Genomic DNA, 23,367 nt, shown 5'->3' with positions numbered 1-23,367 from the left:
TCGTTGTCTTATCGGGGCCGCGCGGCCTTTTCGTCGTGGCCGGACAGACCGAAGCGTCGGGACAGCTCGTCGAGGACCTCGCGATGGCTCAGCCCCATGTGCGACAGCATCACCAGGCTGTGGAACCACAGGTCGGTCGTCTCGGCGACCAGCGCCTGGCGCGCCGCCTCGTCGCCCTGTTCGGCGTCCTTGGCCGCCAGCAGCGTCTCGGTGGCTTCCTCGCCGACTTTCTCGAGTATCTTGTTCAGGCCCTTGTGATGCAAGCTGGCCACGTAAGAGTCGTCGGGAGCGGCCTGGCGGCGGCTGGTCAAGACCTCGTCGAGGCGGTCGAGAATATCGCTCATATGAGACGTTTCCGTTGCAGTGGGTGAATCAGTTCCAGGCCAGCAGCGCCGCGCCGATGGCCACCGCCCCCAGCACCGGCCAGGGCTGGCCGTCTGCCCATTGGACCAGCGGCTGCCAGGCGAGTGCCACCGCCACGATCACGAGCCCCAGGCGCAGGCGGCGCTGGCGCCTGCCCTGGCCATCGAGGCGGCGCTGGATGGCACCGATGGCCTCGCTCTGGCGCTGGCGCTGCTGATGGCCGTGTTCGGCCCGGGCCAGGGCCTGGTGCGCGAGCACCGGCAGCTCCGGCAGCTGTCGCGAGAGCTCGGGGGCCTGGCGCTTCATGGACTCCCAGAGCCCGCGGGTGCCGGCGCGCTCCTTCATCCAGTCCTCCAGGTAGGGCTTGGCGGTGGCCCAGAGGTCGAGGTCCGGGTACAGCTGGCGCCCCAGGCCCTCGATGTTGAGCAGGGTCTTCTGCAACAGCACCAGCTGCGGCTGGACCTCCATGTTGAAGCGCCGGGCGGTCTGGAACAGGCCCAGCAGCACCTGGCCGAAGGAGATGTCCTTGAGCGGCTTCTCGAGGATCGGCTCGCACACGGTGCGCACCGCGGCGGCGAACTCGTTGGCCCGGGTGTCCTCGCTGACCCAGCCCGACTCGATGTGCAGCGCCGCCACCTCGTAGTAGTCCTGATGGAAGAAGGCCAGCAGGTTGCGCGCCAGGTAGTCCTGGTCCTCGCGGGTCAGGCTGCCGACGATGCCGCAGTCGATGGCGATGTACTGCGGGTTCCAGGGCGTCTCGCGGGACACGAAGATGTTGCCCGGGTGCATGTCGGCGTGGAAGAAGTTGTCGCGGAACACCTGGGTGAAGAAGATCTCCACGCCGCGCTCGGCCAGCCGGCGCAGGTCGGTGCCCTGGGCCTCGAGGGCCTCGAGATCGGCCACCGGGATGCCGTGGATGCGCTCCTGGACCATCACCCGGCGGCGGGTCAGCGCCCAGTGGATGGTCGGCACGAACAGCAGCGGCGAGCCCTTGAAGTTGCGCTTGAGCTGGGAGGTGTTGGCGGCTTCCTTGGTCAGGTCGAGCTCGTCGAACAGGGTCGACTCGTAGTCGCGGACGACCTCCACCGGGCGCAGCCGGCGGGCCTCGGGAATGCGCGCCAGGCCGGCGGCCAGCCGGTACATCAGCGCCATGTCCTGGCGCATCACGCGTTCGATGCCGGGGCGGATGATCTTGACCACCACCTGCTCGCCGTCGGGCAGCCGGGCGGCGTGGACCTGGGCCACCGAGGCCGAGGCCAGCGGCTCGGACGAGAACTCCGAGAAGGCCTCGTCCAGCGACATGCCGAGCTCTTCCTCGACCAGCCCGCGGGCCAGGTGGCCGGGGAAGGGCGGCACCTGATCCTGCAGCCGGCGCAGCTCGTTGCCGATGTCGTCGGGGAACAGGTCGCGGCGGGTCGACAGCACCTGGCCGAACTTGACGTAGATCGGCCCCAGGGTCTCCAGCGCCAGGCGCAGCCGCTCGCCGCGCGGACGCTGGCCCACCGGCACCAGCCGCAGCGGCGACAAGGCCAGCAGGCCGCGCAGCCACCAGGGCAGCCGCTCGTGGGGGATCAGGGTATCCAGGCGATAGCGGGTGACCACCCAGGCGATGCGCGCGAGCCGCCGGATCATGCGCCGTCTCCCGCAGAGATGAGGCGGCGGCGCAGGCGCTCCAGGCGCGCCTCGAGGCGGTCGGTGGCGACTTCCAGCTCGGTGAGGTGATCGCGCAGCCCCTCGAACTGATGGCGGCCGGGCAGCAGGCGGGCCTCCTCGAAGACGTACTCGGAGACGTCGGCGCACAGCTCCTGGCGGGTGCGCAGGCCCCAGCGGCCGAGGCTGCGCATGCCCTCGGCCAGGCTGTGGGCCGGCACGTCGCCGAGCCAGTGGGCCAGCTCGCCTTCCCAGTCCAGGTCGAGGTCGAGCAGCAGGTCGCGGGTCGCCTCGAGCAGCGGGATATGCCCGCGCACCGCGAGCTTGCCCTGGAACATCAGCCGCTCCACCGAGGCGCCGCCGAGCAGCTCGCCCAGGGTCTCGGGGTCGAGTTCGACGACGGCGTCGAAGGCGTGCTCGGGCTCGTCGTCCGGGCGCATCAGGTCCACGCCCTGGGCGTGGTAGGCCATGGCCACGGCCAGCGGCGAGCCCTCGAGGCGCACCAGCAGGCGCTGGCCGGCGAGGCGGGAGAGCCGCGCGGGCGCGGCGGGGTCGCGGGCCAGCAGGGCGTTGAGGCTGCGTTCGAGGCCGCCCAGCAGCAGGGTCGGTGTCAGCGCCATCTCGTCCTCACAGCTTGATGCCGCGGTGCAGGGCGACGATGCCGCCGGTGAGATTGGTGTACTCGACCCGCTCCAGGCCGGCGGCCTCCATCATGCCCTTCAGGGTCTCCTGATCGGGGTGCATGCGGATCGACTCGGCGAGGTAGCGGTAGCTCTCGGCATCGCCGGCCACCAGCTCGCCCATGCGCGGCAGCAGGCGGAAGGAATACTGGTCGTAGGCCTGGCTCAGCAGCGCGTTGTCGGGCTTGGAGAACTCCAGCACCAGCAGTCGGCCGCCGGGCTTGAGCACCCGCGCCATGGAGCGCAGCGCGGCGTCCTTGTCGGTGACGTTGCGCAGGCCGAAGGCGATGGTGATGCAGTCGAAGGTGTTGTCCGGGAAGGGCAGGGTCTCGGCGTTGGCCTGGACGTACTCGACGTTGCCGCCGACGCCCCGATCGAGCAGCTTGTCGCGGCCGACCCGCAGCATCGATTCGTTGATGTCGGCCAGCACCACGCGCCCCCGGGGACCGACCAGTCGCGAGAACTTCAGCGTCAGGTCGCCGGTGCCGCCGGCGATGTCGAGCACGCTGTGGCCCGGGCGGACGCCGGCGCGTTCGATGGTCAGGCGCTTCCACACCCGATGGATGCCGAACGACATCAGGTCGTTCATCACGTCGTAGCGGGCGGCCACCGAGTGGAAGACGTCGGCCACGCGGGAGGCCTTCTCGTCGACCGGAACTTCCTGGTAACCGAAGTGTGTGGTGCGCTTGTCGCTGGGGGTCATGCGAGGGAGGCTCCCGGGTCAGCTGCACAATGGGGGCGAGGCCGACGGCCCCGCGTGTTGGGCCGCATTGTAGCGCCCCCCGGGGGGCCTTGTCTTGACGGTGGAGGCGGTTGCTCTGGCCCCTGTAACCGGGACGTTGCATGGGGCTGATCCGGCGACGAGTCCACGAGGGGCGCTGTGAACCCATCCATGGGCGCTACTTTTGCCATCCATGGCAAAAACCCCCTCGACGACTCGTCCCCGGCGCCTCCGGAGCGTGCCGATTCCTACAGCTGCTTGATCTCGATGCCCAGCGCCTCCCGCGAGGCCCCGGCGTCTTCGAGTCGCTGCAGGTAGTCGGCCCAGTTGGCCTCCCGGTGCTCGATCAGCTCGTGCAGGTAGTCCCAGCTGTAGAGGCCGCTGTCGTGGCCGTCGTCGAAGTGCAGCTTGAGCGCGTAGCGGCCGGCCTGGGTGATGTTGGCCAGGCCGACGTGCTTCTTGCCGACCTGCAGGGTCTCCTGACCCTGACCGTGACCGCGCACCTCGGCGGAGGGGGAGAAGACACGCAGGTACTCCACCGACAGCCGGTGGCTCTCGCCGCCTTCATAGGTCAGCTCCAGCTCGCGGGCCTGTTTGTGGTAGTGCACTCGGGTGGGGATCGGGGCGGACATGGGCACCTCCGGTGAAATGTCCGAGGGATGCGGGGCGCGAGGGGGAGGGAGGTCGGGCCTCCCTCCCCATGCGATCGCCTTTTCGCGTCGCGCCTAGAGGATGTAGCGCGACAGGTCCTCGTCCAGCGCCAGCTCGCCGAGCTGGGAGTCGACGTAGGCGGCGTCGATGGTCAGCGGGCTGCCCAGGTCGCCGCCCTGGTAGGAGGCCTCCTCGAGCAGGCGCTCCATGACGGTGTGCAGGCGACGGGCGCCGATGTTCTCGGTGCCTTCGTTGACCTTCCAGGCGATCTCGGCGATGCGTGCGATGCCGTCGTCGGTGAAGGTCACGTCCAGGCCCTCGGTGGCCATCAGCGCCCGGTACTGGCGCGTCAGCGCCGCGGACGGCTCGGTGAGGATGCGCTTGAAGTCGTCCGGCGTCAGGGCGTCGAGCTCGACGCGGATCGGCAGGCGGCCCTGCAGCTCGGGGATCAGGTCCGACGGGCGCGACAGGTGGAAGGCACCGGAGGCGATGAACAGGATATGGTCGGTCTTCACCATGCCGTACTTGGTGGACACGGTGGAGCCCTCGATCAGCGGCAGCAAGTCGCGCTGCACGCCCTCGCGGGAGACCTCGCCGCCGCTGGAGTTGGCGCTGCCCTTGGCGACCTTGTCGAGCTCATCGAGGAACACGATGCCGTGCTGCTCGACCGCCTCGATGGCGCGGCTCTTGATGTCGTCCTCGTTGACCAGCTTGCCGGCCTCCTCGTCGCGCAGCAGCGCGAAGGCGTCCTTCACGGCCACCCGGCGGGTCTCGGTCTGCTGCTTGCCCATGCTGGAGAACAGGTTCTGCAGCTGGCTGGTCATCTCCTCCATGCCCGGCGGAGTGTTGATGTCCATGCCCTGGCCCTGGGGCGTGACCTGGATGTCGATTTCCTTGTCGTCGAGCTGACCCTCGCGCAGCTTCTTGCGGAACGACTGGCGGGTGGCGTTCTCGGTGCGCGGCTCGTTCTCCTGGCCGCGGGGCGGCGGCAGCAGGGCGTCGAGGATGCGGTCCTCGGCGGCGTCCTCGGCGCGATGGCCGACCTCTTCCTTGGCCTGCTCGCGGACCAGCTTGATGGCGGCCTCGGTGAGGTCGCGGATGATCGACTCGACGTCGCGGCCGACGTAGCCCACCTCGGTGAACTTGGTGGCCTCGACCTTGATGAAGGGCGCGCGGGCCAGCTTGGCCAGGCGGCGGGCGATCTCGGTCTTGCCCACGCCGGTGGGGCCGATCATCAGGATGTTCTTGGGCGTGACCTCCTGGCGCAGCTCGTCGTCGAGCTGCATGCGGCGCCAGCGGTTGCGCAGCGCCACGGCCACGGCGCGCTTGGCGTCCTGCTGGCCGATGATGTACTGGTCCAGGGCGTGGACGATCTCGCGCGGGGTCATCTGGGTCATGGTCAGAGCTCTTCCAGCGTGACGTTGTGGTTGGTGAACACGCAGATGTCGCCGGCGATCTCCAGCGATTTCTCGGTGATCTCGCGGGGCGACAGCTCGGTGTTCTCGAGCAGGGCGCGGGCCGCGGACAGGGCGAAGTTGCCGCCGGAGCCGATGGCAATGATGCCGCGTTCGGGCTCCACCACGTCGCCGTTGCCGGTGATGATCAGCGAGGCGTTCTTGTCGGCCACGGCCAGCAGCGCCTCGAGGCGGCGCAGGGCGCGGTCGGTGCGCCATTCCTTGGCCAGCTCCACGGCGGCCTTGGTCAGGTGGCCCTGGTATTTCTCGAGCTGGGCCTCGAAGCGCTCGAACAGGGTGAAGGCGTCGGCGGTGCCGCCGGCGAAACCGGCCAGCACCTGGCCGCGGTAGAGGCGACGCACCTTGCTGGCGTTGCCCTTCATCACGGTGTTGCCCAGCGACACCTGGCCGTCGCCGGCCAGCGCCACCTGGTCGCCGCGACGCACGGAAACGATCGTGGTCATGGAGGGGACTCTCCTTGTGGGAGCGTTCGGCTCCCGATGACTTTGGAATGGCGGAACAAGGGGCGCGGGCGAGGCATGTCGCGCCGCTCGCCGGCTCGTGCCGGCGATTCCCCTGCGGCGCCGCGAGAGGCGGCGCCGTGCATGAGCTACTGGGGAGGTGTGGGCGCCGGGCCCGGAATTCAAGCGCGGCGCGTCACTGCAGCTGGATGAGCAGCGGCTCGATGCCCTGGGTGGACATCAGGTCGCGGGCCCGGGACAGCTCGCGACGGTCCTGGTAGGGGCCGACCTGGACGCGGTGCCAGGTCGCGCCGTTGCCGGTCTGGACCTCGCTGATGTTGGCCAGCAGGCCGAAGTCCTTGAGCCGGCCGGCCAGCTGCCGGGCGTCGCCGGCCTGGCGGAAGGAGGCCGCCTGCAGCACGTAGCGCTTGCCGTCCTCGGCGTTGCGCGTCGTGTCCTCGGCCGGTGCGCTGTTGGCGGCGATTACCCGGGCGATGGGGTCGTCGGCCGAGACGGACTCGGCGCTGGAATCGTCCTCCTCGTCATCGTCCTCGGCGGGCCGCGGGGGCGGCGTGGCCGTGGAGGAGGCCGCCTGCTCGCCCGGGGCGATGACCTCGGATTCCGGCAGCAGGGTGTAGAACTCGAAGGTCGGCATCGGCGGCTCGTCGTCCGCCGGCGCCTGGCCGCCGGACCGGCCCTGGGGCTCGCCGGCGGTCAGCGGCGCCGGCGAGGCCGGGCCGTCCTGCCAGGGGGCGGTGCCGTGCTGGTGCTGCGAGATCAAAAAGCCGGCCACCAGGCCGGTCAGGCCCCATAGCCAGCCGGGCACGCCACGCCGCGGCGCCGGTGCCTTGGCGGGGCGCTTCCGGGAGCTGGTGGCGCCTCGCTTGCGGCTGTTGTCGGCGGGCTTGCGGCTGGCCATGGCTTACATCTCCTCGGGGGCGCCGACGCCCATCAGGTCCAGGCCGTTGCGCAGCACCTGGCGGGCGGCCAGGAACAGCGCCATGCGGGCGTTGCGCAGGGCATCGTCCTCGACCATCACCTTGACGGCGTTGTAGCAGGTGTGGAACTCGGCGGCGAGGTCGAGCAGGTACTGGGCGATCTGCTGCGGCTCGCGGCTGGCGGCGGCGTGGGCCACCACCTCCGGGTAGCGGGCCAGGCGGTTCATCAGCGCCTTCTCCTGCTCGGCCTCCAGGCGCGCCAGGTGGTCCATGGCCTGGCCGTGGTCGAACGGCTGCTCGAGCGACTCGGCCTTGCGCAGCATGCTGCACACGCGGGCGTGGGCGTACTGCACGTAGTAGACCGGGTTGTCGTTGGACTGCGAGCGGGCCAGGTCGATGTCGAAGGTCAGCTGGGAGTCGGCGCGGCGCGCGGCGAGGAAGAAGCGCGTGGCGTCGCGGCCGACCTCGTCGATCAGGTCGCGCACGGTGACATAGCTGCCGGCGCGCTTGGAGAGCTTCACCTCCACGCCGGAGCGGGTGACCATCACCATCTGGTGCAGCACGTAGTCGGGCCAGCCCTGGGGGATGTCGGCCTCGAGCGCCTGCAGGCCGGCGCGCACGCGGGTCACGGTGGAGTGGTGGTCGGCGCCCTGCTCGTTGATCACGGTGGTGAAGCCGCGCTGCCACTTGTCGAGGTGATAGGCGACGTCGGGCAGGAAGTAGGTGTAGTGGCCGTCCTGCTTGCGCATCACCCGGTCCTTGTCGTCACCGAAGTCGGTGGTGCGCAGCCAGGTGGCGCCGTCCTGCTCGTAGGTGTGGCCCTTCTCGGCGAGGCGCTCGGCGGTGGCCGCCACCTTGCCGTCGCGGTACAGCGAGGACTCGAGGAAGTAGACGTCGAACTCGACGCCGAAGGCGCGCAGGTCGAGGTCCTGCTCGCGGCGCAGGTAGGCCACGGCGAACTCGCGGATGGCGTCCAGGTCGTCCGGGTCGGCGGCGCCGGTGACGTGGCGGTCGTCGGCGTGGATGGTGTCGCCGGCCAGGTAGCCGTTGGCCACGTCGATGATGTAGCCGCCGCGATAGCCGTCGGCCGGCCAGCCGTCGTCCTCGGGGTCGATGCCCTTGACGCGGGCCTGCACCGAGAGCGCCAGGTTGGAGATCTGGGCGCCGGCGTCGTTGTAGTAGAACTCGCGGGTGACGTCATAGCCCACCGCCTCGAGCAGGCGGCAGATGCTGTCGCCGATGGCCGCGCCGCGGCCGTGGCCGACGTGCAGCGGGCCGGTGGGGTTGGCGGAGACGAACTCCACCTGGACCTTCTGGCCCTGGCCGCTGAGGCTGCGGCCGAAGGTGTCGCCCTGGTCCAGCACCCGACGGATGACCTGGGCCGCGGCGTCGGTGGCGGCGAAGAAGTTGACGAAGCCGGGGCCGGCGATCTCGACCCTCGACACGGCGTCGCTTGCCGGCAGCGCCTCGACCAGCGCCTCGGCCAGCTCGCGGGGCTTCCTGCCGGCGGGCTTGGCCAGCATCAGCGCCAGGTTGGTGGCGTAGTCGCCGTGGGCCTTGTCCTTGGTCGGGTCGACCTTGATGGTCGGGGCGAGCTCGGAGGGCAGGACGTCCTGGCGCTTGAGTTCGTCCAGGGCGCCCTCCAGCAGGGAGATGATGGTGTCTTTCATGGGGAATCTGATGTCCTGTGGCGCGGGCGGGTCGAACGCCCGTCGGCGGGCATTTGGCCGCACATTATCGACAATTGCGCGCGGGCTTTAAACCCCGGGCCGGCCGCGGCGCCGGCGCGCCACGGGCCTTCGATGCCCTCAGCTCAGCGTCAGGGGGTCGATGTCCAGCGACCAGCGCACCCGCCGCGCCGCCGGTTCGGCTTCCAGCCAGGCGGCCAGCCAGGCGCTGGCCTCGTGGAGCCGGCTGCGCTTCTCGGCGGAGAGCATCAGCTGCAGGTGATAGCGGTTCTGGCGGCGCTCCATCGGCGCCGGCACCGGGCCCAGGCAGTCCACGTCCAGCTCGCGCGCCTCGAGGTGCTCGCGCAGCGCCGCGGCGGCGCGGCCGCCGAGCTCGGTGACCGCCGCCTCCTGGGCACCCTCCAGGCGCAGCAGCGCCAGGAAGCGGAACGGCGGCAGGGCGGCGACGCGGCGTTCCTCCAGCAGCTGCTCGGCCAGGGCGTCGTAGCCGCGGGCCGAGAGCAGGCGCAGGTGCGGGTCGTCGGCGTGCATGGTCTGCACCAGCACGCGGCCCGGATGGGCGGCGCGCCCGGCGCGGCCGGCCACCTGCTCGAGCAGCTGGGCGCTGTGTTCCAGGGCGCGGAAGTCGCTGGCATAGAGGCCGGCGTCGGCGTTGACCACCACCACCAGGGTGACGTGGGGCAGGTGATGGCCCTTGGCCAGCATCTGGGTGCCGACCAGCAGGCAGGGCTCGCCGCGGCGCACCTCGGTCAGGGTCTGCTCCAGGGCGTCGCGGCGCCTCGTGCTGTCGCGATCGATGCGGTGCACCGGCACGTCGGGGAAGCGCTCGGCCAGCGTCTCCTCGGTGCGCTCGGTGCCGCTGCCCAGCGGGCGCAGGTCGGCGCTGCCGCAGTCGGGGCAGGCATCGGGCAGGGCGCGGCGCTGGTCGCAGTGGTGGCAGGCCAGCAGCGGCGGCTGGCGATGCAGGGTCAGGCGGGCGTCGCAGTGGTCGCACTCGGCGAGCCAGCCGCAGGCGTGGCAGCTGAGCGTCGGGGCGAAGCCGCGGCGGTTGATGAACACCAGCACCTGATGGCCGGCGGCCAGGGTCTCCTCGACGGCCTCGAGCACCGGCGGAATCAGCCCGCCGCGGCGGGGGCGGCCGCGCAGGTCGACCAGCTCCAGGCGCGCCGGGGCGTGGCGGCTGGCGCGCTGGGTCAGGCGCAGGTGGCGGTAGTCGCCGTTCTGGGCCCGGTGCAGGGTCTCCAGCGACGGCGTGGCGCTGCCCAGCACCAGCGGGATGCCGTGATGGTGGGCGCGGGCCACGGCCAGGTCGCGGGCGTGGTAGCGCAGCCCCTCCTGCTGCTTGAAGGAGCCGTCGTGCTCCTCGTCGACGATGATCGCGCCGGGGGCGGCCAGGGGCGTGAAGATCGCCGAGCGGGTGCCGATGACGATCGGCGCCCGGCCGCTGGCCGCGGCTTCCCAGGCGTCGAGCCGCTCGTGATCGGTGAGCCCCGAGTGCAGCGCCACCACCGGCACCCGGAAGCGGCGCTTGAAGCGCGCCAGGGTCTGCGGCGTCAGGCCGATCTCGGGTACCAGCACCAGGGCCTGGCGGCCGCGGCCGACCACCGCCTCGATCAGCTGCAGGTAGACCTCGGTCTTGCCGCTGCCGGTGACGCCGTGCAGCAGGCAGGGATGATAGGCGTCGAGGCCCTCGTGAAGCGCGGCCAGGGCGGCGGCCTGCTCGCGGTTGAGCGGCAGCACCGGCTCGGCCAGCAGCGGGCCGCCGGCCTCGGCGGGGCCGGTGCGCGGCTCCTCGCGCCGCGTGACCAGCCCCTTCTTCTCCAGGGCCTGCAGCTGGGGGCGGGTGAACGACTGGGCGAGGATGGCCTGGGCGAGCAGTCCTTGAGGATGCTGGCGCAGCATGGTCAGCAGCTCGGCCTGGCGCGGCGCCCGGCCGAGGCTCTCCGGCGTCTCGCCGGCGCCGGCCTCGGTGACCTGCCAGCGCTCCCGGGTGCGGGCCTCCAGGGCGCGGCCCTGGCGCAGCAGCGCGGGCAGCGCCTGATGCAGGGTGTCGCCGGGCGCGTGCTGGTAGTAGCGGGCGGTGAAGCGGCACAGCCACAGCCAGTCCGCCGGCAGGGGTGCGTCGTCGAGGCGGTCCTCGATCGGCTTGAGCCTGGCCAGCGGCAGGTCGCTGTCGTCGCGGCACTCCACCACCACGCCGACCACCCGGCGCGGGCCGAAGGGCACTCGCACGCGCAGCCCCGGCTGCCAGCCGCCCTCCGGCGGGGCGCCGGCGGGGCGATAGTCGAACAGTCGGCGAAGCGGGGAGGGAACGGCGATGCCCAGCACGGCGGGGGAGGAAACGGACAATTGGCCTCCGGAGGCGGCTCTGCTAGAATGCTCGGCCGCCGCGTCACCCTAGGTGGGGCGGCGCCCGGTTTGAACGTTCAGACAACCCGTATGCGGTGCCTGGCATGAGATCAGGTGGCGGCATACAGCGTAGCGAGGCTCAAGATGAAACAAGGTATCCACCCGAATTACAAGACGGTCAACGCCACCTGCTCCTGCGGCGCCACCTTCCAGGTCGGCACCACCAGCGATCAGGACCTGTCCCTGGACGTCTGCTCTCAGTGCCACCCGTTCTACACTGGCAAGCAGAAGCAGGCGACCACCGGTGGTCGCGTCGAGCGCTTCAACAAGCGCTTCGGTGCCGCCGTCAAGCGTTGATGCGTCGCCGGCGCCCGGCGCCGGCTTCGGCAGCATCCGAAAGAACCCGCCCTCGTGGCGGGTTTTTTGCGTGCCCGGCACGCGGCGTCGTCGCCTCGATAAGGGATTCTTTATGGCAGGGCGGTCAAGTATAAGTTGCGATAAATGGTGGTGAACGTCTGCGAAAGCGGTTGCTAGATTGTGTAACTTTACTAAGTTGAGAAGTGGAAGTTTTTTTTATAATCTCGCTGGCCCTCAACATCACTCTGACCGGATCCTGAGCATGACAGACGCGAAGAAACAGGCGGCACTGGACTATCACGCGAAGCCCATTCCCGGGAAGCTGTCGGTGGAGCTGACCAAGCCCACCGCGACCTCCCGGGATCTCGCCCTGGCCTACAGCCCGGGCGTGGCCGAGCCGGTGCGCGAGATCGCTCAGGATCCGGAGAACGCCTATCTCTACACCGGCAAGGGCAACCTGGTGGCGGTGATCTCCGACGGCAGCGCCATCCTGGGGCTCGGCAACCTGGGCGCGCTGGCCAGCAAGCCGGTCATGGAGGGCAAGGGCGTGCTGTTCAAGCGCTTCGCCGGCATCAACTCCACCGACCTGGAGGTCAACGCCGAGAGCCCGCAGGCCTTCATCGACACCGTGGCGCGCATCGCCGATACCTGGGGCGGCATCAACCTCGAGGACATCAAGGCGCCGGAGTGCTTCGAGATCGAGCGCGCGCTGGTCGAGCAGTGCAACATCCCGGTGTTCCATGACGACCAGCACGGCACCGCCATCGTCACCGCGGCGGGCATGCTCAATGCCCTGGACATCGCCGGCAAGTCCCTCGAGGAGGCGAAGATCGTCTGCCTCGGCGCCGGGGCGGCGGCGATCGCCTGCATGAAGCTGCTGGTGTCCTGCGGCGCCCGCGCCGAGAACCTGGTGATGCTGGACCGCAAGGGCGTGATCCACAGCGGCCGCGAGGATCTCAACCAGTACAAGGCGATGTTCGCGGTCGACACCGACAAGCGTACCCTGGACGACGCCATCGACGGTGCCGACGTCTTCATCGGCCTGTCCGGCCCCGGCCTGATGAGCGCCGACCACATCCGCAAGATGGCCGACAATCCGGTGGTGTTCGCCTGCACCAACCCGGATCCGGAGATTCACCCGGACCTGGCCCGCGAGACGCGCCCCGACGTGATCATGGCCACCGGGCGCTCGGACTACCCGAACCAGGTCAACAACGTGCTGGGCTTCCCGTTCATCTTCCGCGGCGCGCTTGACGTGCGGGCGACGCGCATCAACGAGGAGATGAAGGTCGCCGCGGTGCACGCGCTCAAGGACCTGGCCCGCGAGCCGGTGCCCCGGGCGGTGCTGGAGGCCTACGAGGCGGAGAGCATGAGCTTCGGGCGCGACTACATCCTGCCCACGCCGGTGGACGTGCGGCTGCTCGAGCGGGTCTCCTCGGCGGTGGCCCAGGCGGCGGTGGACTCCGGCGTGGCGCGCAAGCCCTATCCCTCGCACTATCCGCTCAAGACCGTGGACGACGTCTACGGCGGCTGATCGCCAAGCGCGGTGCGTGAACGACGACGCCGGCCCTCGGGCCGGCGTCGTTGCGTCTGAGGGGCGCGGGAAGCAGCGCCTCGATGGCCTACCAGTCGTAGAGCAGCGAGACGTTGGTGATGCGGTCGGTGCGCGCCTCGGCGGTGTCGGGCGGACGGGTGTTGTGCTTGATCTCGTAGGAGAGCTTGAGCGCCAGATGCTCGTTGAGGCGCGAGGTCAGGCTCGAGAGCGAGCGGGCGGTCAGGTTGCGGTCGGTGCCTTCCAGCGACAGCTCCTGGGCGAAGGAGGCGGTGTCGGAGAGGTGCCAGCGGTAGTCCATGGCGCCGTAGACCACGCCGAGCCGCTCGGTGCGCTCGTCGGTCACGCTGTCGACCCGGTAGCCGGGGCCGGCTTCCAGCGACAGCACATGGCGGTCGTTATCCAGCACCTGGCGGCCGTAGCCGCCGATCACGGTGGCCTGATAGTCGTAGCCGCTGAAGCGGTCGTCCTCCCAGCGGGCGAAGCCGAACAGATAGTGCGGGCCTTCGATGTCGTAGCGCTCGCGGGCCGCCAGCAGATACTGCTCGGCGCTGGTCTCCTCGTCCTGGGTGACGTGGCGGGCCTCGCCGCGCAGGCTGTGGGTGAAGGCGCCATCCAGCCATACCAGGCGGCCCTTGGCGATCAGGGTCTGGCTGTTGGTGTTGCCCTGCAGATGGGTGAAGCCGAGCTCGGCCTCTCCGGTCAGCGGCGGGGCATCGCCCGTCGGCTCGGGCGGGGCATAGAAGGGGGAGGCCGTGGCATCGCCGGCCAGCATCAGCAGGCCGAGCCCGCAGGCGAACATCACCTTGGAGCGCATGGTGCTTTCTCGCGGTCGGTTCGGGGGTGAGTGTCAAGGAGGACCGGTGCGGCGGCGGGCCGCCGCACCGGCGAAGGGGCGATCTAGAAGATGGCTTCGTAGGCGCCGGTGCCCTCGGAGCCGCTTTCCTGCTCGACGGCCTGATCGACGCGCCGGGGCTGATAGCTGGGCAGATGGTCGGCGCGGAAGATCTCCTCGATGCCGCCGGACTGGTCGTCGTGCAGCAGGCGGCCGGTATCCGGGTCGACCCGGCGGCTGACCACGCCCTCCGGGCGCTCGGGCCAGTGCTCCGGGGTCCCGTCCAGGGCCTTGCCCATGAAGTCGACCCAGATCGGCAGGGCGGCCTGGGAGCCGTATTCCGCGGTCGAGCTGTTGTCGTCCTTGCCGACCCACACGGTGGCGGCGAGCTCGGTGTTGAAGCCGGCGAACCAGGCGTCGCGCTGCTCGTTGGTGGTGCCGGTCTTGCCGACGATGTCGCTGCGGTTGAGGGCCAGGGCGCGGCGAGCGGTGCCGCGCTCGACCACGTCGCGCAGCATGTCGCGGATCAGGTAGGCGGCCTCCGCCTCGACCACGCGCGGCGCGACCCGATAGGACTTGCCGTCACGCTCGACGGTCTCCTGGTCGGCGGCGCACTCGCGGCAGGCCACGATGGGATCGGCTTCCTGCACCACGGTCTGCGCCTCGCCGCTGGTGATCTTCTCGATCAGCCAGGGTTCGATGGCGAAGCCGCCGTTGGACAGCACCGCGTAGCCGCGGGTCATCTCCAGCGGCGTCAGGCTGGTGGTGCCGAGCGCCAGCGACAGGCCATGGGGCAGTCGCTCGGGGTGGAAGCCGAAGTTCTCGAGGAAGCCGATGGTGCGGTCGAGCCCCAGGGTCTGCAGCAGGCGGATGGTGACCAGGTTGCGCGAGCGGGCGAGGCCGACGCGCAGGCGGGTCGGGCCGAGGAAGTCGCCGCTGGAGTTGTTGGGGCGCCACAGTTCGCTGCTGCCGTCCTCCATCACCACCGGGGCGTCGTTGATGATGGTGGCGGGATTCACCTCGCCGCTGTTCAGGCCGGCCAGGTAGATGAAGGGCTTGAAGATCGAGCCCGCCTGGCGGCGCGCCTGGAGCGCGCGATTGAACTTGCTGGCGTCGTAGTCGAAGCCGCCCTGCAGGGCCAGGATGGCGCCGGTGTCGGGGTCGAGCACCACCAGCGAGCCCTGGGCCTCGGGCTGCTGGGAGAGGCGCCAGCTGCCGTCCTCGCGCTGCAGCACGCGGACCAGATCGCCGGGGCTGGCGATGTCGGCGGCGGAGTCCGGCGCCGCGCCGCGGTAGCGGGCGTTGCGATAGGGCTGAGCCCAGTCGAGGCCGTCCCAGGCGATGGTGCGGACCTCGCCGCCGCGGGCCAGCACGCGCATCTCGCGGCCCTCGGTGGAGGCGACGATGGCCGGCTCCAGCGGGCCCAGCACCGGCGTGCGCTCCAGCACCTGCAGCCAGTTGCTGACGTCGCCGTCGATGCCCTCGACCTCGGTCTGGCTGCGCTCGGCGGCCTGGCGAGCGGTGCTCATCACCTCGGGAGACTCGGCCAGCTCTTCCTCGAGCCCCTCGGGGTCGGTGTTCTCCTGGGCTTCCGCCAGGCTGCGCGGAATGTCGCTCTGCTCGGCGCCGCGCCAGCCGTGGCGGGTGTCGTAGGCGATCAGGCCGTTGGCCAGCGCCTGGCGCGCCTGGGGCTGCAGCTCGCTGTCCAGGGTGGTGGTGATGCGATAGCCGCCGGTGTAGGCGTCGTCGAAGCGGTCGACGGCGTACTGGCGGGCCATCTCGGCCACGTAGTCGGCGGTGACCTCGGCCTTGGTCTGATGGCGGCTGGCGGTGATCGGCGCCTGGACGGCCTCGTCGTAGGCGGCCTGGTCGATGTAGCCGAGGTCGCGCATGCGGAACAGGATCCAGTTGCGGCGGATCAGCGCGCGTTCGGCGTTGGCCAGCGGGTTGAAGGCGGAGGGGGCCTTGGGCAGGCCGGCGATCATCGCCTGCTGGGCCAGGCTCAGCTCGTCGAGCGGCTTGTCGTAGTAGACCTCGGCGGCGGCGGCGATGCCGTAGGCGCGATGGCCGAGGAAGATCTTGTTGACGTAGAGCTCGAGGATCTCCTGCTTGCTGAGGATCTGCTCCATCTGCAGCGCCAGCAGGATCTCGCGGATCTTGCGGGTGAAGGTCTGGTCCAGGGTGAGCAGATAGTTGCGAGCCACCTGCATGGTGATGGTGGAGCCCCCGGACTGGATGTTGCCGCCGCTGCCGACCAGTTCCACCGCGGCGCGGGCCAGGCCCTTGGGATCGACGCCGTGGTGGTCGAAGTAGGAGGCGTCCTCGGCGGCCATCAGCGCATCGATCATGCCCTGCGGGATCTCGTCGAAGTCCACCGGCTGACGACGCTCCTCGCCGTACTCGCCGATCAGCTTGCCGTCACGGGTGAAGATGCGCAGCGGCGTCTGCAGTTCGAAATCCTGCAGCTGCCGGACGTCGGGCAGCCCGGGGGCGAAGTAGAGGGCGGCCCCCGCCACGGCCAGCACCGAGGCGGTGGACAGCGAGACCAGCAGCCAGAATGCCGAAAAGGTCAGGGTTCTGATGAACTTCATGAAAACGCGGTATCCATGCTGTGAACGAGTGCGAAGCGGCGGGGGCGAACGAGGGTACAGATGCGCCGGCCATTATAGGAAGCCGTCAGCGCGACCACCAGCGTTGACGTCTGGCGACACCCGTTCGTGTGAGATCAGGAAAATTCATGTAGCCTCGAATTACAGGATAAGCATGATGACAGCTGGTATCAGTTGCTGATGCCGGCGCCATACTATTATGAGCGGTTTAACGCAGGTATTCAGTCGGGAGCATGACCTAGATGCGAATCGGGGCAACCGGCAAGGGGCTCATCGGGGTCGATATCACGTCGGCCACCGTCAAGCTGATCGAACTCAAGTGGGTCGGCGGGACCTATCGCATCGAGAGCTACGCCGTGCGTCCGCTGCGCGAAGGCGCCGTGGTGGAGCGGCGTATCCGCGACATGGATGCGGTGGTCGATGCGCTCAAGCGCGTGGTGGACCACGCCAAGCCGACCAGTCGGCGCGTCTCGGTGGCCGTGCCGGCCAGCGCGGCGATCACCAAGACGCTGATGCTGCCGGCGACGCTCTCCGACGACGAGATCGAGACTCGCATCCAGCTCGACTCCGACAAGCACATTCCCTTTCCGTTCAGTGAAGTGGCCTTCGACTTCCAGCGGCTCGGCCTCAACGATCGCTACGGCGATCAGCAGGACGTGCTGCTCGTCGCCTGTCGTCAGCAGGATGTCAGCCAGCTGACCGAGGCGGTCAGCCAGGTGGGGCTGACGCCGTCCATGGTGGACGTCGAGACCTTCGCCATGGAGCGCGCCTACACCGAGCTGGCGACCCAGTTGCCGGCCGGCGGCGCCGAGGATGGCGGCGTGGCCCTGGTGGATATCGGGGCCAACATGAATGCCTTCCACGTGCTGCGCGACGGGCGGATCACCTACAGCCGCGACACCGTCTTCGGCGGTCGGGCGCTGACCGAGGAGATCCGCAACCGCTACGGGCTGAGCCTCGAGGAGGCCGGCCTGGCCAAGAAGCGCGGCGGGCTGCCGGACGACTATCGCCGCAGCGTGCTCGATCCCTTCCTCGATACCCTGGTGCAACAGGTCGGGCGCTCGCTGCAGCTCTACTACACGGCCGGCCGCAAGCAGGAGGTGCATCGCATGATCCTGGCCGGCGGCACCGGCGTGCTGCCGGGGCTCGCCGACCGCCTGGCGGCGGAAACCGGGATGGAGGTGGTGATCGCCAATCCCTTCCGGCGCATGAAGATGAGCTCGCGGGTCGACGTGCAGACCCTGTCCGGCGATGCGCCGGCCATGCTGACGGCCTGTGGGCTGGCGATGAGGGCGCGCGGATGACCATCGAGATCAATCTTCTGCCCTGGCGCGAGGCGCGGCGCCAGCGGCGCAGCAAGCGCTTCTACCTGGCCCTGGGGCTGGTCGCCCTGGTCGGCCTGGGCGGTGGCTACGCCGTGACCGGGTACTACGCGCAGCAGCTGACGACCCAGCAGCAGCGACACGCGCTGATCCGCCAGCGCACCGCGGAGCTGGATCGCGATATTCGCACCGTCAGCGAATACGAGGCGCGGCTCGAGACCCTGGAACGACGCATCGCGGTGCTGCAGGAACTGCAGGCCGAGCGTCCCCAGACCGTGCACGTCTTCAATGCCCTGACGGCCAGCCTCGAGGAGGGCGTGTACTACGCCGACCTCCAGCGCCAGGGCGACCGCCTGCGCCTGACCGGCCTGGCCGAGGACAATCGCCGCGTCTCGGCCCAGCTGCGGGCCCTCGAGGCCTCGCCGGTGCTCGACGTGCCGGTGCTCTCCGAGGTGGAGGCCGAGGAGGGCGCGCGCCGCTTCGATCTCAGCGTCGGCCAGCACATGCCGGGCACCGCGAACGACACCGGGAGCGACACCGGGAACAAGGAGGTGGCGCCATGAACCTCGCGACCGAATGGCGGCGCCTGAAGGACGTGGAGCCGGGCGAGCTGGACATCAAGGAGGCCGGCGGCTGGCCCTTCCTGCTGCAGCTGATCTGCTGCCTGCTGATGGTCGGGCTGACCTTCGCCGGTCTCTACTGGTATCTAGCGGCGCCCAAGGCCCAGGAGCTGGAGGGCGCGCGGCAGGAAGAGACGCGCCTGCTGCGGGACTATCGCAGCAAGGCGGCTCAGGCGGCCCACCTGCCGATGCTGCGCGAGCAGGTGGAGACGCTGGACGGGCGCCTGGACGTGCTGGTGGGCATGCTGCCGAGCGGCCCCGAGATTCCGTCGCTGATCGACGACATCAGCGAGTCGGCCATCGACAGTCAGCTGGTCATCGACGCCATTCGCCTGCGCACCCCCGTCGAGCGGGAGTTCTACGTCGAGCACCCGTTCGATATCCAGGTCCGCGGCGATTACCACCGTATCGGCTCCTTCCTCGCCGCCGTCGCCGATCTGCCACGCATCGTGACCCAGCACGACTTCACGCTCGAGCCGACCGAGGGCGGGCGGCTCGAGCTGTCGATGCTGGCGCGGACCTACAGCTATCGGCCGCCGGAAGCGGCCTCCGACGAGGAGGAGGCGCCATGAAGAGCTGGGGGCATGGCCTGGCGCTGCTGGGGATGGTGCTGTCGCTCGGCGCCTGCCGGGACGCCGATACCGGCGATCTCGAGCAGCAACTGGCCTCGCTGCGGGCCGATCCCGGCGAGCTGGCGCTCGAGCCGCTGCCGCCGATGCCGGTCTATCACTCCGTGGACTACCGCTTCGCCGACCAGCGCAGTCCCTTTCAGGTGCGGCTGCCGGAGAGTCGCACCCTGCCGGAGGGCGACGTCGACCTGGCGCCGGACACGTCGCGGCCGCGGGAGCCGCTGGAGGCCTATGATCTCGGCCAGCTGGACCTGGTGGGCACGCTCACCGTGGGCGGCGCCCCCTCGGCGCTGGTGCGGGCGCCGGACGGCAACGTGCATCGGCTTCGCGTCGGCGACCACATGGGCTCGGATTTCGGACGCATCGTCGACATCACCGCCGCCTCGGTGCAGCTGGTGGAGATCGTGCCCACCGGACGCGGCGGCTGGATCGAACGCAGCACCCAGCTAGCGCTGGACGGCTAGACAACACGCGCAAGCCCGCCCGGAGACGGCGGGGCCTGGAGGGGAAAGGGAACCATGAAAACGACGATGCGAGCTCTCGCGGCCCTGGCCATGCTGGTGGTGTCCACCTCGGTCATGGCGGCCTCGACGCTAACCGGCCTGGACTACCGTCAGGGGGCCGGCGGTGCCCTGGTGGTCGACCTGTCCTTCGACGGCGGCGTGCCCGAGGTGCGCGGCTATCGCCTCGATGAGCCGGCGCGGCTGACCATCGATCTGATCGAGACCCGCAGCGCCCTGGAGCGCCGTCGCCAGGAGCTGGGCGTCGGGGGTGTCGAGCGGGTCACGGCCCTGGAGGCGGGCAGCCGCACGCGCCTGGTGTTCGACCTGGAAGGGCCGCTGCCCTACGACACCGTCCAGCAGGGCGATCGCCTGCGGCTGTCGATCGGCGGCAGCGTCGCGTCGTCCGCGCCCGAGGCCACCGGCGGCTCGGCCGCGGGCTCGTCCGTCTCCGCGTCGGCGGCGGCCGTGGCCGGCCCGAGCATCACCGACATCGACTTCCGGCGCGGCGAGGACGGCGCCGGGCGCGTGGTGGTGTCCTTCGATCGCGGCGGCGTGGATGCGCGCGTCAGCGAGAGCGGGCGCTCCGACATCGTCGCCCGGCTGAGCGGCGTGCGCCTGCCGGCCTCCCTCGACCAGGTCTATGACGTCACCGATTTCGGCACGCCGCTGCGCCGCATCACGCCGCGGGCCGGCCGTGACGGCGTCACGCTCGACATTCAGGGCAGCGGCGACTTCGCCATGCTGTCGACCCAGAGTGGCCGTCGGCTGACGATCTCGGCCCAGCCGGTCACGCCCCAGCAGCGCGAGCAACAGGCGCGCGAGCAGTTTTCCTACACCGGCGATCGCATCACCCTCAACTTCCAGGACATCGAGGTGCGTTCGGTGCTGGCGATCATCGCCGACTTCACCGGGTTGAACCTAGTGGCCAGCGACAGCGTCACCGGCCGCGTCACCCTCAACCTGCAGGACGTGCCCTGGGATCAGGCGCTGGATCTGGTGCTCAAGAGTCACGGCCTGGCCAGTCGGCAGGAGGGCAACGTCATCGTGGTGGCGCCGGCCGAGGAGCTGGCGGCCCGGGAGCAGCTGGAGCTGCAGACCCGCGAGCAGCTGGAAACGCTGGCGCCGCTGGAGACCGAGTACATCCAGGTCAAGTACGCCAAGGCCGACGATCTGGCGCAGCTGCTGCGCGGCGAGAGCGGCTTCGGGCTTTTGACCGAGCGCGGCCGCGTCGCCGTGGATCCGCGCACCAACACCCTGCTGCTGCAGGATACCGCCGACCAGATCAGCAACATCATGGATACCCTGGAGCGCCTCGACGTGGCGGTGCGTCAGGTGCAGATCGAGGCGCGGATCGTGATCGCCCGAGACAGCGCCACCCGCGAGCTGGGGGTCAGCTGGGGGCTGTCCAACAACGAGGGAGGCTCGCCCAACGGTCTCAACGCCGGCGGCGCCTCGTCCGGGGTCGCCGACAGCGGCGGGCTGTCCGTGGACCTGGGGGACGAGCTGAATCCGTCCACGGCCTTCAGCTTCGGCTATCTCTCCGGCGACGTGCTGCTCGATCTGGAGCTGCGCGCGCTGGAGAGCGAGGGCAAGAGCCAGACCATCTCCCAGCCGCGGGTGATCACCGCCAACCAGAGCACCGCGATCATCAAGCAGGGCACCGAGATTCCCTATCAGGAGTCGACCTCGAGCGGGGCGACCGACACCGAGTTCAAGGAGGCGGTGCTGTCGCTGGAGGTGACGCCGCAGATCACGCCGGACAACCGCATCATCATGGATCTGGCGATCAACAATGACACCGTCGCCGATCAGTCCTTCAACGGCGCCCCGGCCATCGACACCAACGAGATCATGACCCAGGTGCTGGTGGACAACGGCGAAACCGTGGTGCTTGGCGGCATCCTGACCACCGAGCAGGTGCGCAGCCTGTTCAAGACGCCCTTCCTGGGCGACATCCCGGTGCTCGGAAATCTCTTCCGCTATACCGAGGACTCCAACGATAAGGTAGAGTTGCTGGTATTCATCACGCCCCGAATACTGGATGACAACCTGGCCATTCGCTGATGCCGGCATTACCCAATCTGATTTTGATCGGCCCCATGGGGGCCGGAAAGAGCACCATCGGCCGCCTTCTGGCGGCCGAGCTGTCCCGAGACTTCCACGACAGCGATCATGAGATTCAGGATCGCTGCGGCGCCGATATCCCGTGGATCTTCGACGTCGAGGGCGAGGCGGGCTTCCGCGAGCGCGAGACCCAGATGATCGATGAGCTGTCGGCGCTGGAGGGCGTGGTCATCGCCACCGGCGGCGGCGCGGTGCTGCGCGAGGAGAACCGGCGCATGCTGCGCGACAGCGGCACGGTGATCTATCTCTACACCACCGTCGAGCAGCAGCTGCGGCGCACCGCCAAGGATCGCAATCGTCCGCTGCTGCAGCGCGATGACAAGGCCGAGCTGCTGGAGCAGATGTTCGCGCAGCGCGATCCGCTGTACCGGGCCACCGCCGATGTGGTGGTGCGCACCGATCGTCGCGGCCCGCGCGCCGTGGTCAACGAGATCGTGCGCCGCGTGGAGCGCCTGATCGACCCCCTGCACTGCAAGGCATGAACATGACGCGATCCAACGATGCCCGGCGCACCCTGACGGTGTCCCTGGGCGAGCGCAGCTATCCCATTCATATCGGCCCCGGGCTGCTGGGCGATCCGCACTGGCTGCGACCGCATCTCGCCGGCCGCCAGGTGATGATCGTCACCAACGAGACGGTGGCCCCGCTTTATCTGGAACGGCTCAAGGCCGGCCTCGACGACGACCTGACGGTGCGCGAGGTGGTGCTGCCGGACGGCGAGGCGACCAAGACCCTGGCCAGCGTCGAGCGCATCTGGGATGCCCTGCTCGAGGCCGGCTTCAACCGGCGCTGCACCCTGGTGGCGCTGGGCGGTGGCGTGATCGGCGACATGGCGGGTTATGCCGCGGCCTGCTACCAGCGCGGCGTGGCCTTCGTGCAGGTGCCGACCACGCTGCTGTCCCAGGTGGATTCCTCGGTGGGCGGCAAGACCGGCGTCAACCATCCCCGCGGCAAGAACATGATCGGCGCCTTCTGGCAGCCCCGGGCGGTGCTGATCGATACCGACACCCTCTCGACCCTGCCGCCCCGCGAGCTGTCCGCCGGCCTCGCCGAGGTCATCAAGTACGGGCTGATCCGCGACGCCGACTTCCTGGCCTGGCTGGAGGCGAGCATGGCGGCGCTGCGCGCGCTCGATGCCGAGGCCCTGGCCTGGGCCATCGAGCGCAGCTGCGGCCTCAAGGCCGAGATCGTCGCCGAGGACGAGACCGAGCAGGGCGTGAGGGCGCTGCTCAACCTGGGGCATACCTTCGGGCACGCCATCGAGACGCATCAGGGCTATGGCCGCTGGCTGCACGGCGAGGCCGTCGGTACCGGCATGCTGCTGGCCGCCGAGCTGTCGCAGCGGCTGGGCTGGCTGTCCGGCGAGGAGGTGGCGCGGACCCGGGACGTGCTGGCGGCGGCCGAGCTGCCGCTGGCGGCGCCGGCGGACATGGGCGTCGACGATTTCCTGTCGATCATGCGTCTCGATAAGAAGAATCTCGACGACCGGCTGCGGCTGATCCTGCTGCGGCGACTCGGCGACGCCTGCATCCATGACGAAACGCCGCCCGAGACCCTGGCGGCCCTGCTGAAGGCCTTTCCCCGGCAGTGACCGCTCGCTCTCGTCATGTCGCACGATCAACGCCCGCTGCTTCCGGCAGCGGGCGTTGTCGTTTCCGGGGGTGTGGGTGACGCCTTCGCGGGTGAAATGCGTGAATCTGTATGTGGTATGCAGTATCGGTATGGGGTGAAAACGCCATTTAAGACTAAAGTCTAATGCATGGGTCGCGGTGACAATGCCTCGGGTCGGTCGTTTGCAACTCGTTGAGTTAGCGTGGTTTTTTCGTTGATGGTTGCGACAAGTCGCGGATTTGCCGAAGGT

The 23,367-nt window shown here is 69.7% G+C and carries 21 protein-coding genes; 9 read left to right on the top strand and 12 right to left on the bottom strand.

The window, feature by feature from the left end; genetic code table 11:
- Positions 1 to 8: 8 nt before the first annotated feature.
- The 10 genes from FIU88_RS14905 to FIU88_RS14860 form a co-directional block, all read right to left on the bottom strand.
- A complete protein-coding gene (locus FIU88_RS14905) occupies positions 9 to 344 on the bottom strand; it encodes a phosphoribosyl-ATP diphosphatase (RefSeq protein WP_016853479.1) in 336 nt (111 codons plus the stop codon).
- A gap of 28 nt (positions 345 to 372) precedes the next feature.
- Positions 373 to 1,995, bottom strand: a complete 1,623-nt coding sequence (gene ubiB / locus FIU88_RS14900; RefSeq protein ID WP_152479744.1) for a ubiquinone biosynthesis regulatory protein kinase UbiB — start codon at positions 1,993 to 1,995, stop codon at positions 373 to 375.
- Positions 1,992 to 2,633 carry an SCP2 domain-containing protein gene (locus tag FIU88_RS14895; protein WP_016853481.1) on the bottom strand — a complete coding sequence of 214 codons (642 nt, stop codon included), beginning with the start codon at positions 2,631 to 2,633 and terminating at the stop codon, positions 1,992 to 1,994. Before FIU88_RS14895 ends, ubiB begins: the two co-directional genes overlap by 4 nt.
- A gap of 7 nt (positions 2,634 to 2,640) precedes the next feature.
- Positions 2,641 to 3,396, bottom strand: coding sequence for a bifunctional demethylmenaquinone methyltransferase/2-methoxy-6-polyprenyl-1,4-benzoquinol methylase UbiE (ubiE, locus tag FIU88_RS14890; RefSeq protein WP_016853482.1), 756 nt, complete (start codon positions 3,394 to 3,396; stop codon positions 2,641 to 2,643).
- A gap of 266 nt (positions 3,397 to 3,662) precedes the next feature.
- Complete coding sequence (locus FIU88_RS14885) at positions 3,663 to 4,046, bottom strand: gamma-butyrobetaine hydroxylase-like domain-containing protein (RefSeq protein WP_016853483.1); 384 nt, start codon at positions 4,044 to 4,046, stop codon at positions 3,663 to 3,665.
- Between the two features lie 93 nt (positions 4,047 to 4,139).
- A complete protein-coding gene (gene hslU, locus FIU88_RS14880; protein ID WP_016853484.1) occupies positions 4,140 to 5,462 on the bottom strand; it encodes an ATP-dependent protease ATPase subunit HslU in 1,323 nt (440 codons plus the stop codon).
- Between the two features lie 2 nt (positions 5,463 to 5,464).
- The gene (hslV, locus tag FIU88_RS14875) at positions 5,465 to 5,983 is read right to left on the bottom strand and encodes an ATP-dependent protease subunit HslV (protein ID WP_016853485.1); all 519 of its coding nucleotides are present in this window, start codon (positions 5,981 to 5,983) and stop codon (positions 5,465 to 5,467) included.
- 193 nt (positions 5,984 to 6,176) lie between these two features.
- A complete protein-coding gene (locus FIU88_RS14870) occupies positions 6,177 to 6,899 on the bottom strand; it encodes an SPOR domain-containing protein (RefSeq protein ID WP_152479743.1) in 723 nt (240 codons plus the stop codon).
- Positions 6,900 to 6,902: 3 nt separating this feature from the next.
- The gene (gene argS / locus FIU88_RS14865) at positions 6,903 to 8,588 is read right to left on the bottom strand and encodes an arginine--tRNA ligase (protein ID WP_152479742.1); all 1,686 of its coding nucleotides are present in this window, start codon (positions 8,586 to 8,588) and stop codon (positions 6,903 to 6,905) included.
- A gap of 138 nt (positions 8,589 to 8,726) precedes the next feature.
- Positions 8,727 to 10,955, bottom strand: a complete 2,229-nt coding sequence (locus FIU88_RS14860; RefSeq protein WP_253742580.1) for a primosomal protein N' — start codon at positions 10,953 to 10,955, stop codon at positions 8,727 to 8,729.
- Between the two features lie 144 nt (positions 10,956 to 11,099).
- Here FIU88_RS14860 and rpmE point away from each other — a divergent pair, with 144 nt between their 5' ends.
- The gene (gene rpmE / locus FIU88_RS14855; protein ID WP_016853488.1) at positions 11,100 to 11,312 is read left to right on the top strand and encodes a 50S ribosomal protein L31; all 213 of its coding nucleotides are present in this window, start codon (positions 11,100 to 11,102) and stop codon (positions 11,310 to 11,312) included.
- A 262-nt stretch (positions 11,313 to 11,574) separates the two neighbouring features.
- Positions 11,575 to 12,846 carry a malic enzyme-like NAD(P)-binding protein gene (locus tag FIU88_RS14850; RefSeq protein WP_152479741.1) on the top strand — a complete coding sequence of 424 codons (1,272 nt, stop codon included), beginning with the start codon at positions 11,575 to 11,577 and terminating at the stop codon, positions 12,844 to 12,846.
- Between the two features lie 88 nt (positions 12,847 to 12,934).
- Here the strand turns inward: FIU88_RS14850 and FIU88_RS14845 are convergent, their stop codons facing one another.
- Both FIU88_RS14845 and FIU88_RS14840 read right to left on the bottom strand, forming a co-directional pair.
- Positions 12,935 to 13,681 (bottom strand): YdiY family protein, encoded by a 747-nt coding sequence (locus tag FIU88_RS14845; protein WP_152479740.1) that lies wholly within the window; start codon positions 13,679 to 13,681, stop codon positions 12,935 to 12,937.
- An 83-nt stretch (positions 13,682 to 13,764) separates the two neighbouring features.
- Positions 13,765 to 16,290: a penicillin-binding protein 1A gene (locus tag FIU88_RS14840; RefSeq protein ID WP_152479739.1), complete on the bottom strand. Its 2,526-nt coding sequence runs from the start codon at positions 16,288 to 16,290 to the stop codon at positions 13,765 to 13,767.
- A 260-nt stretch (positions 16,291 to 16,550) separates the two neighbouring features.
- Here FIU88_RS14840 and pilM point away from each other — a divergent pair, with 260 nt between their 5' ends.
- Genes pilM through aroB form a run of 7 tightly spaced genes read left to right on the top strand, consistent with a single transcriptional unit; the run spans position 16,551 to position 23,097 of the window.
- Complete coding sequence (pilM, locus tag FIU88_RS14835) at positions 16,551 to 17,612, top strand: type IV pilus assembly protein PilM (RefSeq protein WP_016853492.1); 1,062 nt, start codon at positions 16,551 to 16,553, stop codon at positions 17,610 to 17,612.
- Complete coding sequence (locus tag FIU88_RS14830; protein WP_152479738.1) at positions 17,609 to 18,193, top strand: PilN domain-containing protein; 585 nt, start codon at positions 17,609 to 17,611, stop codon at positions 18,191 to 18,193. The genes pilM and FIU88_RS14830 overlap by 4 nt, the downstream gene beginning before the upstream one ends.
- Complete coding sequence (locus FIU88_RS14825; RefSeq protein ID WP_152479737.1) at positions 18,190 to 18,822, top strand: type 4a pilus biogenesis protein PilO; 633 nt, start codon at positions 18,190 to 18,192, stop codon at positions 18,820 to 18,822. Before FIU88_RS14830 ends, FIU88_RS14825 begins: the two co-directional genes overlap by 4 nt.
- The gene (locus tag FIU88_RS14820) at positions 18,819 to 19,343 is read left to right on the top strand and encodes a pilus assembly protein PilP (RefSeq protein ID WP_152479736.1); all 525 of its coding nucleotides are present in this window, start codon (positions 18,819 to 18,821) and stop codon (positions 19,341 to 19,343) included. Before FIU88_RS14825 ends, FIU88_RS14820 begins: the two co-directional genes overlap by 4 nt.
- A gap of 54 nt (positions 19,344 to 19,397) precedes the next feature.
- Positions 19,398 to 21,446, top strand: a complete 2,049-nt coding sequence (gene pilQ / locus FIU88_RS14815) for a type IV pilus secretin PilQ (protein ID WP_253742577.1) — start codon at positions 19,398 to 19,400, stop codon at positions 21,444 to 21,446.
- Entirely contained in the window at positions 21,446 to 21,988 is a 543-nt protein-coding gene (gene aroK, locus FIU88_RS14810) for a shikimate kinase AroK (RefSeq protein WP_026068246.1), read from the top strand. The genes pilQ and aroK overlap by 1 nt, the downstream gene beginning before the upstream one ends.
- The gene (aroB, locus tag FIU88_RS14805) at positions 21,985 to 23,097 is read left to right on the top strand and encodes a 3-dehydroquinate synthase (RefSeq protein ID WP_152479735.1); all 1,113 of its coding nucleotides are present in this window, start codon (positions 21,985 to 21,987) and stop codon (positions 23,095 to 23,097) included. The genes aroK and aroB overlap by 4 nt, the downstream gene beginning before the upstream one ends.
- The last annotated feature ends 270 nt before the right edge of the window (positions 23,098 to 23,367 follow it).

Origin of the sequence: Halomonas sp. THAF12, from assembly GCF_009363675.1 — a bacterium.
GTDB lineage: Bacteria > Pseudomonadota > Gammaproteobacteria > Pseudomonadales > Halomonadaceae > Halomonas > Halomonas smyrnensis.
This window is presented reverse-complemented; position numbering and strand designations above follow the sequence as displayed.

Excerpts from the sequence above, each read along its gene's own strand:
- FIU88_RS14845 (WP_152479740.1), bottom strand. The coding sequence starts at position 13,681 with ATGCGCTCCAAGGTGATGTTCGCCTGCGGGCTCGGCCTGCTGATGCTG.
- pilM (WP_016853492.1), top strand. The coding sequence starts at position 16,551 with ATGCGAATCGGGGCAACCGGCAAGGGGCTCATCGGGGTCGATATCACG.
- FIU88_RS14895 (WP_016853481.1), bottom strand. The coding sequence starts at position 2,633 with ATGGCGCTGACACCGACCCTGCTGCTGGGCGGCCTCGAACGCAGCCTC.
- FIU88_RS14825 (WP_152479737.1), top strand. The coding sequence starts at position 18,190 with ATGAACCTCGCGACCGAATGGCGGCGCCTGAAGGACGTGGAGCCGGGC.
- FIU88_RS14885 (WP_016853483.1), bottom strand. The coding sequence starts at position 4,046 with ATGTCCGCCCCGATCCCCACCCGAGTGCACTACCACAAACAGGCCCGC.
- FIU88_RS14820 (WP_152479736.1), top strand. The coding sequence starts at position 18,819 with ATGAAGAGCTGGGGGCATGGCCTGGCGCTGCTGGGGATGGTGCTGTCG.
- FIU88_RS14830 (WP_152479738.1), top strand. The coding sequence starts at position 17,609 with ATGACCATCGAGATCAATCTTCTGCCCTGGCGCGAGGCGCGGCGCCAG.
- FIU88_RS14905 (WP_016853479.1), bottom strand. The coding sequence starts at position 344 with ATGAGCGATATTCTCGACCGCCTCGACGAGGTCTTGACCAGCCGCCGC.
- FIU88_RS14870 (WP_152479743.1), bottom strand. The coding sequence starts at position 6,899 with ATGGCCAGCCGCAAGCCCGCCGACAACAGCCGCAAGCGAGGCGCCACC.
- hslU (WP_016853484.1), bottom strand. The coding sequence starts at position 5,462 with ATGACCCAGATGACCCCGCGCGAGATCGTCCACGCCCTGGACCAGTAC.
- ubiE (WP_016853482.1), bottom strand. The coding sequence starts at position 3,396 with ATGACCCCCAGCGACAAGCGCACCACACACTTCGGTTACCAGGAAGTT.
- FIU88_RS14850 (WP_152479741.1), top strand. The coding sequence starts at position 11,575 with ATGACAGACGCGAAGAAACAGGCGGCACTGGACTATCACGCGAAGCCC.
- FIU88_RS14840 (WP_152479739.1), bottom strand. The coding sequence starts at position 16,290 with ATGAAGTTCATCAGAACCCTGACCTTTTCGGCATTCTGGCTGCTGGTC.
- aroB (WP_152479735.1), top strand. The coding sequence starts at position 21,985 with ATGAACATGACGCGATCCAACGATGCCCGGCGCACCCTGACGGTGTCC.
- aroK (WP_026068246.1), top strand. The coding sequence starts at position 21,446 with ATGCCGGCATTACCCAATCTGATTTTGATCGGCCCCATGGGGGCCGGA.
- ubiB (WP_152479744.1), bottom strand. The coding sequence starts at position 1,995 with ATGATCCGGCGGCTCGCGCGCATCGCCTGGGTGGTCACCCGCTATCGC.
- hslV (WP_016853485.1), bottom strand. The coding sequence starts at position 5,983 with ATGACCACGATCGTTTCCGTGCGTCGCGGCGACCAGGTGGCGCTGGCC.
- pilQ (WP_253742577.1), top strand. The coding sequence starts at position 19,398 with ATGAAAACGACGATGCGAGCTCTCGCGGCCCTGGCCATGCTGGTGGTG.
- argS (WP_152479742.1), bottom strand. The coding sequence starts at position 8,588 with ATGAAAGACACCATCATCTCCCTGCTGGAGGGCGCCCTGGACGAACTC.
- rpmE (WP_016853488.1), top strand. The coding sequence starts at position 11,100 with ATGAAACAAGGTATCCACCCGAATTACAAGACGGTCAACGCCACCTGC.